At 67.2% G+C, this 12565-nt stretch carries 18 protein-coding genes; 6 read left to right on the top strand and 12 right to left on the bottom strand.

Features of this window, described 5'->3' with window-relative positions; translation table 11 throughout:
- The first annotated feature begins 25 nt into the window (after positions 1-25).
- The gene (locus tag ACFU5V_RS12805; RefSeq protein WP_378438249.1) at positions 26-616 is read left to right on the top strand and encodes a class I SAM-dependent methyltransferase; all 591 of its coding nucleotides are present in this window, start codon (positions 26-28) and stop codon (positions 614-616) included.
- Between the two features lie 22 nt (positions 617-638).
- Here ACFU5V_RS12805 and ACFU5V_RS12800 read toward each other — a convergent pair whose 3' ends face one another.
- Positions 639-959, bottom strand: a complete 321-nt coding sequence (locus ACFU5V_RS12800) for a hypothetical protein (RefSeq protein ID WP_378438251.1) — start codon at positions 957-959, stop codon at positions 639-641.
- A gap of 228 nt (positions 960-1187) precedes the next feature.
- Here ACFU5V_RS12800 and ACFU5V_RS12795 point away from each other — a divergent pair, with 228 nt between their 5' ends.
- The 3 genes from ACFU5V_RS12795 (at position 1188) to ACFU5V_RS12785 (ending at position 3236) form a co-directional block, all read left to right on the top strand.
- Positions 1188-1895 carry an SDR family NAD(P)-dependent oxidoreductase gene (locus tag ACFU5V_RS12795; protein WP_378438253.1) on the top strand — a complete coding sequence of 236 codons (708 nt, stop codon included), beginning with the start codon at positions 1188-1190 and terminating at the stop codon, positions 1893-1895.
- A complete protein-coding gene (locus tag ACFU5V_RS12790) occupies positions 1892-2950 on the top strand; it encodes an S-adenosylmethionine:tRNA ribosyltransferase-isomerase (RefSeq protein WP_378438255.1) in 1059 nt (352 codons plus the stop codon). Before ACFU5V_RS12795 ends, ACFU5V_RS12790 begins: the two co-directional genes overlap by 4 nt.
- 91 nt (positions 2951-3041) lie before the next feature.
- On the top strand, positions 3042-3236 hold the full coding sequence (locus tag ACFU5V_RS12785) for a CsbD family protein (RefSeq protein ID WP_378438257.1): 195 nt from the start codon (positions 3042-3044) through the stop codon (positions 3234-3236).
- 41 nt (positions 3237-3277) lie between these two features.
- Here ACFU5V_RS12785 and ACFU5V_RS12780 read toward each other — a convergent pair whose 3' ends face one another.
- The 11 genes from ACFU5V_RS12780 to ACFU5V_RS12730 form a co-directional block, all read right to left on the bottom strand.
- Positions 3278-3610, bottom strand: a complete 333-nt coding sequence (locus ACFU5V_RS12780) for a gas vesicle protein K (RefSeq protein ID WP_378438260.1) — start codon at positions 3608-3610, stop codon at positions 3278-3280.
- The gene (locus tag ACFU5V_RS12775; RefSeq protein WP_124393800.1) at positions 3603-3812 is read right to left on the bottom strand and encodes a gas vesicle protein; all 210 of its coding nucleotides are present in this window, start codon (positions 3810-3812) and stop codon (positions 3603-3605) included. Before ACFU5V_RS12775 ends, ACFU5V_RS12780 begins: the two co-directional genes overlap by 8 nt.
- 3 nt (positions 3813-3815) lie before the next feature.
- Positions 3816-4595 carry a GvpL/GvpF family gas vesicle protein gene (locus tag ACFU5V_RS12770; protein ID WP_378438263.1) on the bottom strand — a complete coding sequence of 260 codons (780 nt, stop codon included), beginning with the start codon at positions 4593-4595 and terminating at the stop codon, positions 3816-3818.
- Positions 4582-4989: a gas vesicle protein gene (locus tag ACFU5V_RS12765; RefSeq protein WP_378438265.1), complete on the bottom strand. Its 408-nt coding sequence runs from the start codon at positions 4987-4989 to the stop codon at positions 4582-4584. Before ACFU5V_RS12765 ends, ACFU5V_RS12770 begins: the two co-directional genes overlap by 14 nt.
- Positions 4986-5276, bottom strand: a complete 291-nt coding sequence (locus tag ACFU5V_RS12760) for a gas vesicle protein (protein WP_378438267.1) — start codon at positions 5274-5276, stop codon at positions 4986-4988. Before ACFU5V_RS12760 ends, ACFU5V_RS12765 begins: the two co-directional genes overlap by 4 nt.
- A 6-nt stretch (positions 5277-5282) precedes the next feature.
- Positions 5283-5489, bottom strand: a complete 207-nt coding sequence (locus ACFU5V_RS12755; protein WP_378438269.1) for a gas vesicle protein G — start codon at positions 5487-5489, stop codon at positions 5283-5285.
- A gap of 3 nt (positions 5490-5492) precedes the next feature.
- The gene (locus ACFU5V_RS12750) at positions 5493-6281 is read right to left on the bottom strand and encodes a GvpL/GvpF family gas vesicle protein (protein ID WP_378438271.1); all 789 of its coding nucleotides are present in this window, start codon (positions 6279-6281) and stop codon (positions 5493-5495) included.
- Positions 6281-6691 carry a gas vesicle protein GvpJ gene (gvpJ, locus tag ACFU5V_RS12745; protein WP_276138663.1) on the bottom strand — a complete coding sequence of 137 codons (411 nt, stop codon included), beginning with the start codon at positions 6689-6691 and terminating at the stop codon, positions 6281-6283. The genes ACFU5V_RS12750 and gvpJ overlap by 1 nt, the downstream gene beginning before the upstream one ends.
- Positions 6688-7887 carry an SRPBCC family protein gene (locus ACFU5V_RS12740; RefSeq protein ID WP_378699537.1) on the bottom strand — a complete coding sequence of 400 codons (1200 nt, stop codon included), beginning with the start codon at positions 7885-7887 and terminating at the stop codon, positions 6688-6690. Before ACFU5V_RS12740 ends, gvpJ begins: the two co-directional genes overlap by 4 nt.
- A gap of 5 nt (positions 7888-7892) precedes the next feature.
- Complete coding sequence (locus ACFU5V_RS12735) at positions 7893-8609, bottom strand: hypothetical protein (RefSeq protein WP_378438275.1); 717 nt, start codon at positions 8607-8609, stop codon at positions 7893-7895.
- A gap of 265 nt (positions 8610-8874) precedes the next feature.
- Complete coding sequence (locus tag ACFU5V_RS12730) at positions 8875-9204, bottom strand: hypothetical protein (protein ID WP_378438277.1); 330 nt, start codon at positions 9202-9204, stop codon at positions 8875-8877.
- Positions 9205-10044: 840 nt separating this feature from the next.
- Here ACFU5V_RS12730 and ACFU5V_RS12725 point away from each other — a divergent pair.
- Positions 10045-11406 (top strand): serine hydrolase domain-containing protein, encoded by a 1362-nt coding sequence (locus ACFU5V_RS12725; protein ID WP_378699534.1) that lies wholly within the window; start codon positions 10045-10047, stop codon positions 11404-11406.
- 41 nt (positions 11407-11447) lie between these two features.
- Entirely contained in the window at positions 11448-12497 is a 1050-nt protein-coding gene (locus ACFU5V_RS12720; protein ID WP_378438281.1) for a sigma-70 family RNA polymerase sigma factor, read from the top strand.
- Positions 12498-12565 lie beyond the last annotated feature (68 nt).

Genomic DNA, 12565 nt, shown 5'->3' with positions numbered 1-12565 from the left:
TCGGGAACCGACCAGTCACGAGCGGATGACGGGGCTGCCGTGGGATGCGTCGTACCACGAGGGCCGTGCGCCCTGGGATATCGACGGCCCCCAGCCCGCGATCGTGCGGGTGGCATCCGAGGGCGGATTCGCCGGCCCGGTCCTCGACGCGGGCTGCGGAACGGGCGAGAATGCTCTGCACGTCGCCGCGCTGGGACTGTCGGTGGTGGGCGTGGACGTGGCCGAGACGGCGCTGGCGATCGGCCGGACGAAGGCCGAGGATCGCCGGATCGAGGTCGAGTTCACTGCGGCCGACGCGCTCCGTCTGGAAACGCTGGGACGCCGGTTCGCGACTGTGCTCGACTGCGGCCTGTTCCACACCCTCGACGCCGGCGAGCGGCCCGGCTACGTGGCGAGTCTGGCTTCGGTGACCGAACCCGGCGGGACCTTGTATGTGCTGTGTTTCAGTGACGACGGCCCCGACGCCGGCCCGCACCCCGTCAGCCGGGAGGAGTTGACGGCGGCGTTCGGTCCCGGATCCGGTTGGAACATCACAGCTGTCGAACCGGACCGGATTCACACGCGATTCCACGCCGACGGCGCACCGGCCTGGCTCGCGACCGTCACGCGGATCTAGTGTCAGTGTTTTCGAGTCGCGGTTATTCGGCGTTGCCGGTCGGGAAGTAGACCGATCCGTCACTACCGACGCAGCCGCCCTGGACGGGGCCGGGTCCGAAATACGCGCCGTTGACCGAACCGGCGCCACCGGAGGAATTCGATCCGACTCCGGCTCCCGCGACGCCGACCGCCCCACAGGTGTAGCTGTTCGAGTCGCCCGGCTCACTCTCCACCTGAACCTGGGTGCCTGGAGTCTTGGGATCCCCGTGAAGGTTCGGTGCGGCGGTCGCGACACCGGGTGCGGCGAAGGCGGCGAATGCAGCGGCCGCTGCGATCGCCGAGCGCACTGCGACTGTGTTCATGCGAAGTCACTCTCGATTCGGTCGGCGCCCGGGTTCGGCTCGCGGCTTCCATGCGGGGTCGTGGCACGGGGCGCATTCGTCTCAGGGTAGGGACTCATTATCGTCCGTTCGACCCGGGAATCCCACCCCCTCCGTCCGGGCACCACACCGCTGACGACGACCCTTGACATCAAGTGGACTTCAGGTTTCAGGATGGTGCCAGATGTCACTGGAGGCAAGGAGTCTGCGATGAACGGCACCAGAACGGCGCTGATCACTGGGGGATCGGCAGGATTGGGACGGGCGAGCGCATTCGCGCTCGCGGAGCGTGGCTGGGAGGTGATCGTCACCGGACGACGGGCCGAACCGCTCGATCGGGTCGCCTCGCAGGGGAGCACCATCACCGCAGTCCCCGGCGACGTGACGGATCCGCGTCATCGAGACCGCGTCGCCGAGGCGATCGCGGCGCGGGGTCGGCTGGACCTGCTCGTCAACAACGCCAGTGCGCTCGGGCCGAGCCCGATGCCCGCCCTGACCCGCTACCCGGAGCACGCACTGGCCCGGGTGTTCACGACGAACGTGCTGGCCCCGCTCGCCTTGATCGCCGCACTGATCGGGCAGGTACGGGCCGCAGACGGCACCGTGATCAACATTTCGTCCGATGCCGCGGTCGAGGCCTACGCGGGCTGGGGTGGCTATGGGGCGGCGAAGGCGGCGCTCGACCACGCCACCGCGGTACTGGCGGTCGAGGAGCCCGATCTCGCGATCTACGCGTTCGATCCCGGCGACATGCGCACCGCGATGCACCAGGCGGCGTTCCCGGGTGAGGACATCTCGGATCGGCCCGAGCCGGAGACCGTGGTCCCTGCACTGCTGAGGCTGCTCGAGACGAGACCGCCCAGCGGCCGGTACCGTGCATCCGACTTCGCGGCCGCGAACACCGGAGTGTCGTCGTGACCCGGGCGGGCAGTCGCTCGGTGACCGAATTCCGGTTCGTTCTGCCGCAGCGGTTGGAGGCGAGCGGCCCGCCGGAGGAGCGGGGCGTGCTGCGCGACTCGGTGAAGCTGCTCGTGTCCGATCGAGGAAAGCTGGTGCACAGCACATTTCGCGACCTTCCGCGCTTTCTCCGGCCGGGCGACGTGGTGGTGGTGAACGCGTCGGCGACGCTGGCCGCGGCCGTGGACGGCACCATCGACTCGCTGGGACCGGTGGTCGTCCACTTCTCCACCGAACTCGGGGGCGGGGACTGGGCGGTCGAGGTGCGAGCGCCGGGTCCGGCATCGGGAGCCCTCGATTCGGTCGCGGCGGGAACGCGGATCGGTCTGCCGCGGGGTGCCGTCGCGACACTCCACGAGCCCTGGCCCCGTGGTTCGGCCCGGCTGTGGCGGGCCTCGGTCGACGGCGTCGCGGACGTGGCCGCGGAACTGCTCGCCACCGCGGGCCGTCCGATCACGTACGCGTACGTCCACGAGCGCTGGCCGCTGTCCTATTACCAGACGATCTTCGGCCGCACCGGTGGGAGCGCCGAGATGGCCAGCGCCGGGCGGCCGTTCACGCATCCGATCGTCACCGGTCTCGCGACCTCGGGGGTGGTGACAGCGCCGATCCTGTTGCACACGGGTGTGTCCTCGCCCGAGCGTGGGGAGCCACCGATCCCCGAACGGTACGAGGTGCCGGAGCACACGGCGCGACTGATCAATGATCGCCGAGCGGCGGGCGGCCGCGTGATCGCGGTCGGCACCACGGTGACCAGGGCACTCGAGACCCGGGCAACGTCGGACGGGCTGGCTGTGGCGGGCGCGGGCTGGACGAACCTGGTGCTGAGCGCGGCGCGGCAGGCCCGCGTGGTGGACGGGCTGATCACGGGCTGGCACGCGCCCGGGGCTTCCCACCTGATGCTGCTCGAATCGGTGGTGGGAGCGGCGGCCGTCCGCCGCGCCTACGACGAGGCACTCGCGCGCGGGTATCTGTGGCACGAATTCGGGGACAGTGCGCTGTTGCTGCGGAGGTGACCGCACGACCGGATACGAACGCCGTGCGCTGCGTGATTGAAACCGGTGACGCAGGGCAATCGGAAGGGACCGCAGAGGACAGGACGGCGTCATGAATATGGGAAAGAAGATCCGGCACAAGGTCGAAACCGCCGAGGGCGCCGCCAAGAAGGCGGTCGGCAGGGCCACCGGCAACGCCCACCTCGAAGCAGAGGGGAGCAACGAGCAGGCCCGGGGCAACGCCAAGCAGATGGGCGACAAGGTCAAGGACGCGGGGAAGAAGATCAAGAACGCGCTCAAACATTGATCGCTCGAGCACCGATATCGGCGACGCTCGGCGAGTCAAGCCTATTCGTTCGACAGCAGCGGCCCCAGCGGTCCGAGGTCGATGTTCAGGTCCTCGGGTGTGAGATCGAAATGATCACGCAACTCCGCCATGCGTTCCTCGAGCAGCATGAGCGTCGTGCCGATGCGTTCGATCTGCTCGTCGCTGAGATCGCCGTGCTCGACCCGGCGCAGCGCCTGCCGTTCCATCAACTGGCGCAGTAGCTCCACGATCGTCAGGACGAGGGTGACCAGGCCCTTCTCGACGGATTCGGGATCGGCGTCGATCCGATGCGGCAATACCTGGCGACCGATGTCGCTCGTTATATCCGAATCGACCGGCTCGGGCTCAGCCATCGGCGGAATCCTGCTCGGCCGGATCCGGGACAAGTGCGCTCACCGACGCGATGAGCGTGCGCAGGGAGATGCGGACCATGTCGACGTCGGCGAGCGACAGCGTGATCTCACCGGTGATGACGACACCGCCGCCCAGCACCCGATCGAGTAGATCGACGAGCGCGATGCGGCGGGTGTCGTCCGCGGGGACCATCTCGCTCATGGCTCACCCGTCGATTCCGGCGAACGAATACGGCGGCCACGGTCCGGTCAATTCCAATGTGATTCCCGGACGTTCGGTGTCGAGCGCCGTGACGAGCGCAGCAAAACCCTCGACGCGATCGTTGTCGACGAGGTAGGTGCCGTTGAAGATCATCCAGGCCCGCTTACCGGTGAGCACCGGGTCGGTGACCTGTCGGCGTACCCCGTCGACCGCCCGGCCCAGGAGCGCGGTGTGAATTTCTCCCGCATGGCTCGTCGCCTTGCGTTCCACGTCCTGCTGCGCGGTCAACTCCGCGCGGCGGCGCAGTAGATACGCGGTTCCCTTTCCGGCCGCACCCGTCGGGGGCGGCTCCTCCTTCACGTCCTGCGACAGGATCTTGGCGTCGCCGTATCCTTTGACACCCCATTCGCTCCGACCGGTCACCCGGCGCAGCGTCGCACCGAACTCCTCCTGTCGTTCCGTGAGGAGGTGGCGGACGCGCTCGTCATCGAGATAGAGGGTCGCCAATCGCAAAGGAACGGTGGGGCAGTTGCGCAACACGGCCGCCACCACGGCGTCGTGTGCTCTCGCGGTCGCGGCCAGCCAGTCGAGGTCCTCGAGTTTGCGTTGCAGAGGTTCCTGCCCGAATTCGCGGAGACTCACCGTCCCCACCACCGCGACCAGACCCGACGCCGTCACCGCCCGGACCGGCTCGCCTGCCACGCCGGTGACCCCGGCGAGTTGCGCATCACCGACGCCGTCCGTGGTGATGCTGTAGAGCCAGACACCGTCATCCGCGGTCATCGTCGCGCTCCTGACGCCTCGCCTCCACCTCGACCGTGTCGGCGTCCTCGACGGCAGGTCGAACCGACCTGTCGGACTCGAGTTCGGCGATTCGCTCCCGCAACTTCCGGTTCTCCAGTTCGATGTCGCTGTTCTTGCCGGTCAGCCAGGGGTCGTGCTCCCACCAATCGATGCCCACCTCCTTCGCGGTCTCCAGCGAGGCGATCACCAGACGCACCTTGATGGTGAGCAGTTCGATGTCGAGCAGGTTGACCTGGATGTCGCCGGCGATCACGAGACCCTTGTCGAGCACCCGTTCCAGAATCTCGCCGAGGTTCGTCGACTGGTGCCCACCGCCGAAGCCGCCGCCCGAACTCTGCGGAAGGTTGCTCGCACCGCCGCCGACTACCGTCATGACTGCGCGCTCCCACTGTCACCGACACCGCGGATGTAGCGGCGGGTTCTGCGGTAGGACAACAGCTCTCCATCCAGATCCACGACCACCTCGTACAACGCGAGCATGTCCGTCGACGACGGGATCCGCCGATCCTCGACCACCTCCACCTCGACGGTCCAGCCGTCGTCGGTGGGCATGACCGATGTGGCACCCAGGGGTTTCTTGCCCGTCAACTTCGCGATGTCGCGCGTTGCAATTTCGGCGATCTCGGGCGCCGGCAACGGAGGTGGCTCCTCTTCTGCCATCGCCGATCACTCCCTCTCCGGACTGCTGGGCAGTGCCGTTCCGGTCATGCGGTCGAGGATGGCCTGCTGAGCCTGCTCCTCCTCGGCGGAGATCTCACCGGCCGCACGGGCGTCCTCCCACTCCTCGACCTGTCGCTGGATCAGCTCGGCCAGCGAGATCACCCCACGAACGGGGGCGAGCGGAGGCCCGGCGATGAACGACAGCAGGCCCATCGGTCAGCCCTCCGGCTTCTGCGTCACCACGAAGTCGTAGGCGGCGAGAGGTCCGAGCAGGCGCATCTCGACGCGGCCGTCCCACTGTTCGGCCAGGTCTCCGACTGCCTTCTCGAGTTCGTCCTGCCGGGCGACCTCGACGAGGACGGCGACCTGGGCGGCCTCCTCCTCGTGCGTCGGTTCCCGCACGTTGACCGCATCGGACAGCGACTCGAGCGCCTCGACCACCGTGCGCGTGTCTTCGTCCCGCTTGGCCTCGATGCCGTTGCTGACGATCTCGCCCAGCGCCATCCGGGCATCGCGGGTGGCCTCCTCGGGCTGATCCCGGATCGCCTCGACCAGCTCACCCGCTTGTCTGTTTTCCTCGATTATTTCCCGGAGGATCGCTTCCTCGACGTACCGCCCCTTCACGACGTACTGCGCTCGACCCTCGAGTTCCTTCAACGCTGCCGTGAATTCGTCGGCGTGTGCTTCGAGCAATTCCTTCTCGACGGCGTCCTCATCGGTCATGACCGCCCCGAAACGAAGTGGAAGTACCGGTGCCACGCCCGACGTACCGTCCAGCAGATGCGCGTGCGCCCGGAGGTCCTCCGGTTTCCCGAGCGGTCGGTCGACCGAGATCTCGCTGACGAGCGCCGCGATGTCGCCGTGTGTGACGACGGCGACCGGTCCGTCACACACACCGACCGCGTCCTTTTCGGCTTCCACATCCGCTGGCACGATGCCGTACACGTAGACACCGCTGGTCCGCGGCTCCTCGGGAGCGTCGTTGGCCTCTTCTGACTTAGACATCACTTGTCCCCTCGACTGGACTTGCGCGAAACCCGTTCGCGCTCAGGTTCTTCCTGCCCGCCGCCGAGGATGTCGCCGAGTTTGTCCCCCGCGGCCTCGAGCGCACCCTTGGTTTTCGATTTGGCGCCACCCTCGGTGACGTCGCCGACCAGGTCCGTCAGACCCTTCGGCTCGCCACTGCCGATCTCGAGCCGGTTCACGGCCTCCGCGAACCGCAGGTAGGTGTCGACACTGGCGACGACGACGCGCGCGTCGATGGTCAGCAGTTCGATACCGACCAGTGACACCCGCACGTAGGCATCGATGACCAGGCCCTTGTCGAGGATGGTGTCGATGACGTCGGCGAGGCTACTGGAGCTGGGGCCGCCGCTGACTCCGCCGCCGCCTCCCGCTGGTTGTATCGCCGTCATTGCCGCGCTCCTTGCCGTGACCCGGCAGATTTCTTGGCGGCAGTCTTACGCGGGCGGCCCCGCCTCTTCGGGGCTGCCTTGTCCTCGGCGGCCGCGGCGGTCTTGCGTGGGCGACCTCGACGTACTCGCGGGGGTGCTTCCTCGTCCTCCTCTTCCTCCTCGGCCTCGTCTTCGTCGGGCTCCTCGGGCTCGTCCTGCTCCGACTCGTCCTGCTCCGACTCGTCCTGCTCCGACTCGTCCTGCTCCGACTCGTCCTGTTCAGGCTCCTCGTCTTCGCTCTCCTCGCCTTCGGTTTCGTCGGTTTCGTCGAATTCGTCCGACTCATCCGATTCGTCTGGTTGTGTATCGTCCTCGTCGGGCTCGACCACCTCGCCGTCCCGGATCTCCCCGCGCCAGCCCACCACCTCGTCGGGATGGAGAACGGACTGCGTCATGACGTGGCGGCCAAAGTGCTTCAACTCCAAGCGCGCTCGCCGACCCTGTGCACGCCACAGGTTCCCCGTCCGCTCGAACAAACCCTTCGGGTGATACTCGAGGATCAGAACGATGCGGGTGAGATCGGGAGTCACCTCGTGGAACGTCACCGCACCGTCGACATAACCCTTGGCACCCTTCGAGTGCCACACGATCCGCTCATCGGGAACCTGCTCGATGATCGACGCTTCCCACGTCCGGTGCGACAGGAACACCTGCGCCTTCCACTCGAGCTTCTCGTCCGCTTCCTGCTCCACCCGCTCGACCTTCTTCATGAAGGAGGGGAAATCGGCGAACTGGGTCCACTGGTTGTAAGCGAGCTGGACCGGGACCCCGACATCGAGCGTTTCGACGATGTTGGTCAACTTGAGCTTCTTGCCCTTGCTGCCGCCACCACCGGTGACGGCCTCTTTGACGTCAGAAGCCGTGTCCTTGACCATTTGCTTGGCGCCCTGCCAGCCACCGCTCACCGCCGACTTGATCGGTGATTCACCCTCGGCCAGCTTCTCGGAACCGGTCACGGCGGCGAGCAGGCTACCGCCGCCGCCCTCGGCGTAATCGGTGAGCCTGCCGGACGCGTTCTGCACCTTGTCGGAGACCGACGTGAGCGCCTTCTCCGTCACCGTGCCGGCCAGCTTCTGCAGTGCCTCCTGCAGTACACCCGACGATCCGCCCCCGTCTCCCGGTGCGGCTTCTCGCAGTTTGTTCGCGGCGTTCGTCATCGTGCTCACCGTCCGCCGCGCCGCACGGGCGCGGAATCAGTCGTGGCTTTGGCCCGTGTCCGGCGGCCGCGGGTCGGGGCTTCCTCGTCGTCCTCGTCCGATTTCGCGCTGCGCGACCTGCTCGTCGGGCGGGAGCTGCCGTTGCCGGACGCGCGTCGACGTGCGGCGGGTCGCTTGCGGGGAGCGGGTTCCTCCTCGTCGGCGGCATCCTCCTCGTCGGGTTCGGGCTCCTCGTAGTCCTCGTCCTCGTCCTCGTCGGCGTACTGTTCGTCCGGCTCTTCGTCGACTTCGGATTCGTCGTACTCCTCGTCCTTGGAGCGACCGCGTCGCTTGCGACCGAGTTTTCCGAGACTGCTGAGTTTGCCGACCGAGTTGCCGACACCACCCACGGTGTCGTCGACCGTGTCGCCCACGTCGCTGACGGCTTCGCCGCCGCCGGACAGAATCCGGTTGTTGAGCTGGTTGATGCGCTGACTCGCGGCGGTGACCGCCGCGGCCTTCGCTGCGCTGACCAGCTCCTGTCGAACCGAATCGCTGATCTTGGCGAGCTCGGGGGAGTTCGCGAGCACTTTCGTGCCCCGTTCCAACAAGTCGCGTGGCCCGCCGGGGAAGCGTCCGGTCGCACCCGCGGCCGCCAGCATCAGTGCCATTTTCATCCTGTGTGTTCGGCCCAGCATGTACCCCGCGCCGACGGCCAACGCCACCTGACCTTTGGTTTTCATCGTCGAACCCCTTTACCGAGTAGTCGCCGGCGCACCTCTCGCCAACTTCGGCAATGTGTCGCAATACCGTGCGCGGTAAGGGGTCGCCGTTTCCCGACTACCCCAGCTGCAGGACGCTCAACCAGCGGCGGAGAAGTCGGTTCCGCCGACGTGCCGCGTCGCACGCCTCTCACATATCCACACGGTCGGCGTCGAGATCGACGCATCTTTGGCGAGTTTCGAGAGTGGTTCAGCTGCAATGCTTTCCGGGCTCAATGTGGAGATGTCACTGGCTGGCGGCTCGTACCGCTGCGACAATCACCGCGACAAGGAGCACCAAAATAAGCACCACGAGTAATACGGGTCCGAGCAACAGCGCGACGATCAGAAGGAGAACAAGGCCGAACTTGGCTTTGCCGCTCAATCCGGACACCAGCGCCTTGATCGCGGCCCACACCGGATTCTTACCCGTCAGGGCGGCGCGGATGCCTTCGAGTCCGGCTCCGACCCCGGCGTTGCTGTGTATCACGTCGTGGACGAGTGACGCCAACCATTCCTTGAATTTTTGCCTGAGATTCTGCGCCTCCATTTCGCCGCGGTCCCGCAGTGCGTCCACGAGGCTGCGAACCTGGTCCTTCAGCCACTCGGTGACATCCCCGAAGTCGTGCGGAACCGGATCGGGCAGGCGCGCGCGGCCGGAGCCGGAGGATCGGGTGTGTGCCGGTGAGCGGGACCCCGTGTCCCGGGGATGCTTCGCCGTCGGCTTCGTGACGGGTTCGGTGCCGGCGTCCGTTCGCGTCGGCCGGGCCGCCGTCTCGGTCCGTCGGGGAAGGCCGTGCCGCGATCCGGCCGAAGTGGTTGTCGAGGCTGCCGGTCGCCTGGGCGGCAGCGGTTGCCTCCGCGGCAGCCGTCCCGGGGGAGCGTCGGCGAGCGCCGTCGACCGTGTCGTCGTCCTCTCTCGTGCGCCCATACACCCCAATTACCCTCGGGGAAATTCTTGAAACCGGAGCGGGCACGGCGGCAATCCGGGCACGGCGGATTGCCGCTCCCCGCGTTCGTCGAGAGGGTCGTTTCTGGTGACGATGAGCGGGTCGGCGGGGGGTGAACGGGAATTTCGCAAATTGCCGATGTGGAGGTCGTCGGACCCCGAGACCTCGATGTGGTGCGGGTACGCGCAGGGAACGAAATACACGTCCCCCTGCTCGTATACCAGGTGGGGGCGTCCGGGTCCATGTCCGTCATCCGCGCCGATCCGCGCCGTACATAACCTATTTCGCCGCCGACGGCACCGCGGGATCGCCGATTCGCGCATAGGTGAGTTCGTTGGCGTTGGCGTGCCGAGGCCGCGTCGCGTGCTCATGGATGGCTCCCGGGCTAGGATTTCGAAAGAGGCATGCCGGCTGGTACCGCCCATCGGCGCGGTACTCGAATTATGGCCGAGGCGGTGATGGCGACGATGAGCGATTCCCCGGTGGAATTCATGCGGGGCCGGAGAGCTGGAGTGGGTCGGTTCCGCGCACTGCGAGTCACTCGCTTCGCTGTGTTCACGGCGTGCGGCGCCCTGGTGATCGCGGGGTGCTCACCCACGTCCGAGCCGGCTTCGGAGACCGGTTCCCCGCCTGCCGCGACGACGGCGACGGGGACCGCTGCTCCGGGTTCGGCGCTCAATTCCATCGATCCGGCCGCATTCCAGGCCGCGGTCGATGCTGCCGCCGCGGAGCTGATGATCCCCGGCGCGGTGGTGCATCTCCGCACCCCGCAGGGAAACGTCGACGCGGTGGTCGGCACCACGGAACTGGGTGCAGGCACACCGCCGGATGCGCAGACCCATTTCCGGATCGCCTCGAACACCAAGACGTTGACGGCGGCGCTGACGGTCTTGCTGGCCCAGGACGGAAAGCTCCGGTTCAGTGACCCGGTGTCCACTTATGTCGCCGACGTGCCCAACGGCGAGAACATCACCATCGCACAGCTGCTGACGATGCGTAGCGGACTGTACAACTACACGAGTTCGCCGGAGTTGGCGGCGAGTCTGGACAGCGACCCGGCGAAGGCCTGGACGCCTCAGGAGGTCCTGGACATCGCGTTCAGCCGGCCGCCGGAGTTTCCGCCCGGCACGTCGTACGAATACAGCAACACCAATTACGCGTTGCTGGGTCTGGTCGCCGAGAAGGCCGGCGGCCGCCCACTGGCCGAGCAGTTCCAGGAACGGTTGCTCGGGCCGCTCGGGCTGAACCAGACCTCTCTTCCCGCCGCCGACGATACGGCGATCCCGGACCGGTATTCGCACGGTTACATGTACGGCGAATCGGCGTACGCACTGGTAGACGAGCCGTATCCCGCCGACATGCAGGCCGCCGCGCGGGCGGGGACACTGCAGCCCCTCGACTACACCAACCAGAATTCGTCCTACGCCACCGCCGCCGGGGGCGCCATTTCCACGGCGGACAACCTGGCCGAGTGGATACGGGCACTGGTCTCCGGCGAAGTTTTGAATCCGGAATACCAACAACAATGGCGGGACAGTCTGCAACCCGAGGACCCGGACGCACCCGACGGGCAGCAATACGGTTACGGGATCAGCTATCAGCGGTTCGGGCCGAATGCGTCGATGTACTACCACGGCGGTGAACTGCCAGGCTTCAACTCGTTCATCGGGTACGACCCGGACAACGACGTCACACTGGTGATCTGGGCGAATCTGACCCTCTCACCCGAGGGCACAACCACCGCGAACGCGTTGCTGCCCACCGTTCTCGACGAGATCTACGCCGGGATGTCCCTGGCGCCCACACCCGCCCCCACACCCACCAGGTGATGCGCGGTGCACGAGACGCCGGTGGGGCAGAATCATCGTTCGTGAGCGACAACTCCGTTCGAAGACCGCACGCGTCGGCAGGAGCCGAGGATCCCGACCTGGCCAGAGCCCGGGACGGAGACGACGCCGCGTTCACACGGCTGGTCGGACCGTTGCGCCGCGAACTGCACGCCCACTGTTATCGCATGCTCGGCTCCAGCCACGATGCCGACGACGCCCTGCAGGACGCTCTGCTGCGAGCGTGGCGCGGTTTCGCGAAATTCGAAGGCCGCAGCGCATTGCGTTCCTGGCTGTACACCGTCGCGACGCGCACGTGCCTGGACGCCGTCGAATTGCGCGGTAGGCGGGCCCTGCCCGTCGACCTGGGTCCGTCCAGTGATCGTGCCGTCGTCGGCGACGTCCCGCTGACCGAGGTGGCGTGGCTGGGTCCGTACGCCGATGCCGGACTGGCCGCCGGTGCGGCGGGGCCGGCCGCCCGCTACGAGCAGCGCGAGGCCGTCGAACTGGCATTCGTTGCGGCACTGCAACATCTGCCGGGCAATCAGCGGGCGGCCCTGCTGCTCTTCGAGGTCCTGGGGTTCTCCGCCGCCGAGATCGCCGCCGCCATGGGCACGACGACGGCATCGGTGAACAGCGCGCTGCAACGGGCCCGGGCGATCGTGGCGGAGAAGATTCCGTCGGTGACCCAGTCGCGGACCCTGCGCGAGATCGACGACGCGCGTCTGCGTGCTCTGGTCGCCGGGTACTCCACCGCGTTGGAACGCGGTGATGCCGACGCTCTGGTCGCTCTGCTGACCGACGACGTGACCTGGTCGATGCCGCCGATGGCGCACTGGTACCGCGGTCTGGCCGCGGTCACGGATTTCGCGGTCCGGGTCCCGCTCACCGGATGCGGTTCGTGGCGTCACCTGGCGGTCGGTGCCAACGGCCAGCCCGCCGTGGCCTTCTACCTGTGGGACGAGGACGCCGGCACCCACCTCCGTTGGTCGATCACGGTGCTGACCCTGCGCGGCACCAAGATCGCAGAGCTGACCTCGTTCATCGGTCCGGAACACTTCGATCCGTTCGGTTTGCCCGAATCATTGCCGTGACCTGCGCTCACGGCGACCGACCGGGCCGCCGTGACGCCACGGTGGCACCGAGAAGTCCAATCAGTCCT

The organism is Rhodococcus sp. NPDC057529, from assembly GCF_042802055.1.
In the GTDB taxonomy this organism is placed as follows: domain Bacteria; phylum Actinomycetota; class Actinomycetes; order Mycobacteriales; family Mycobacteriaceae; genus Rhodococcus_F.
This window is presented reverse-complemented; position numbering and strand designations above follow the sequence as displayed.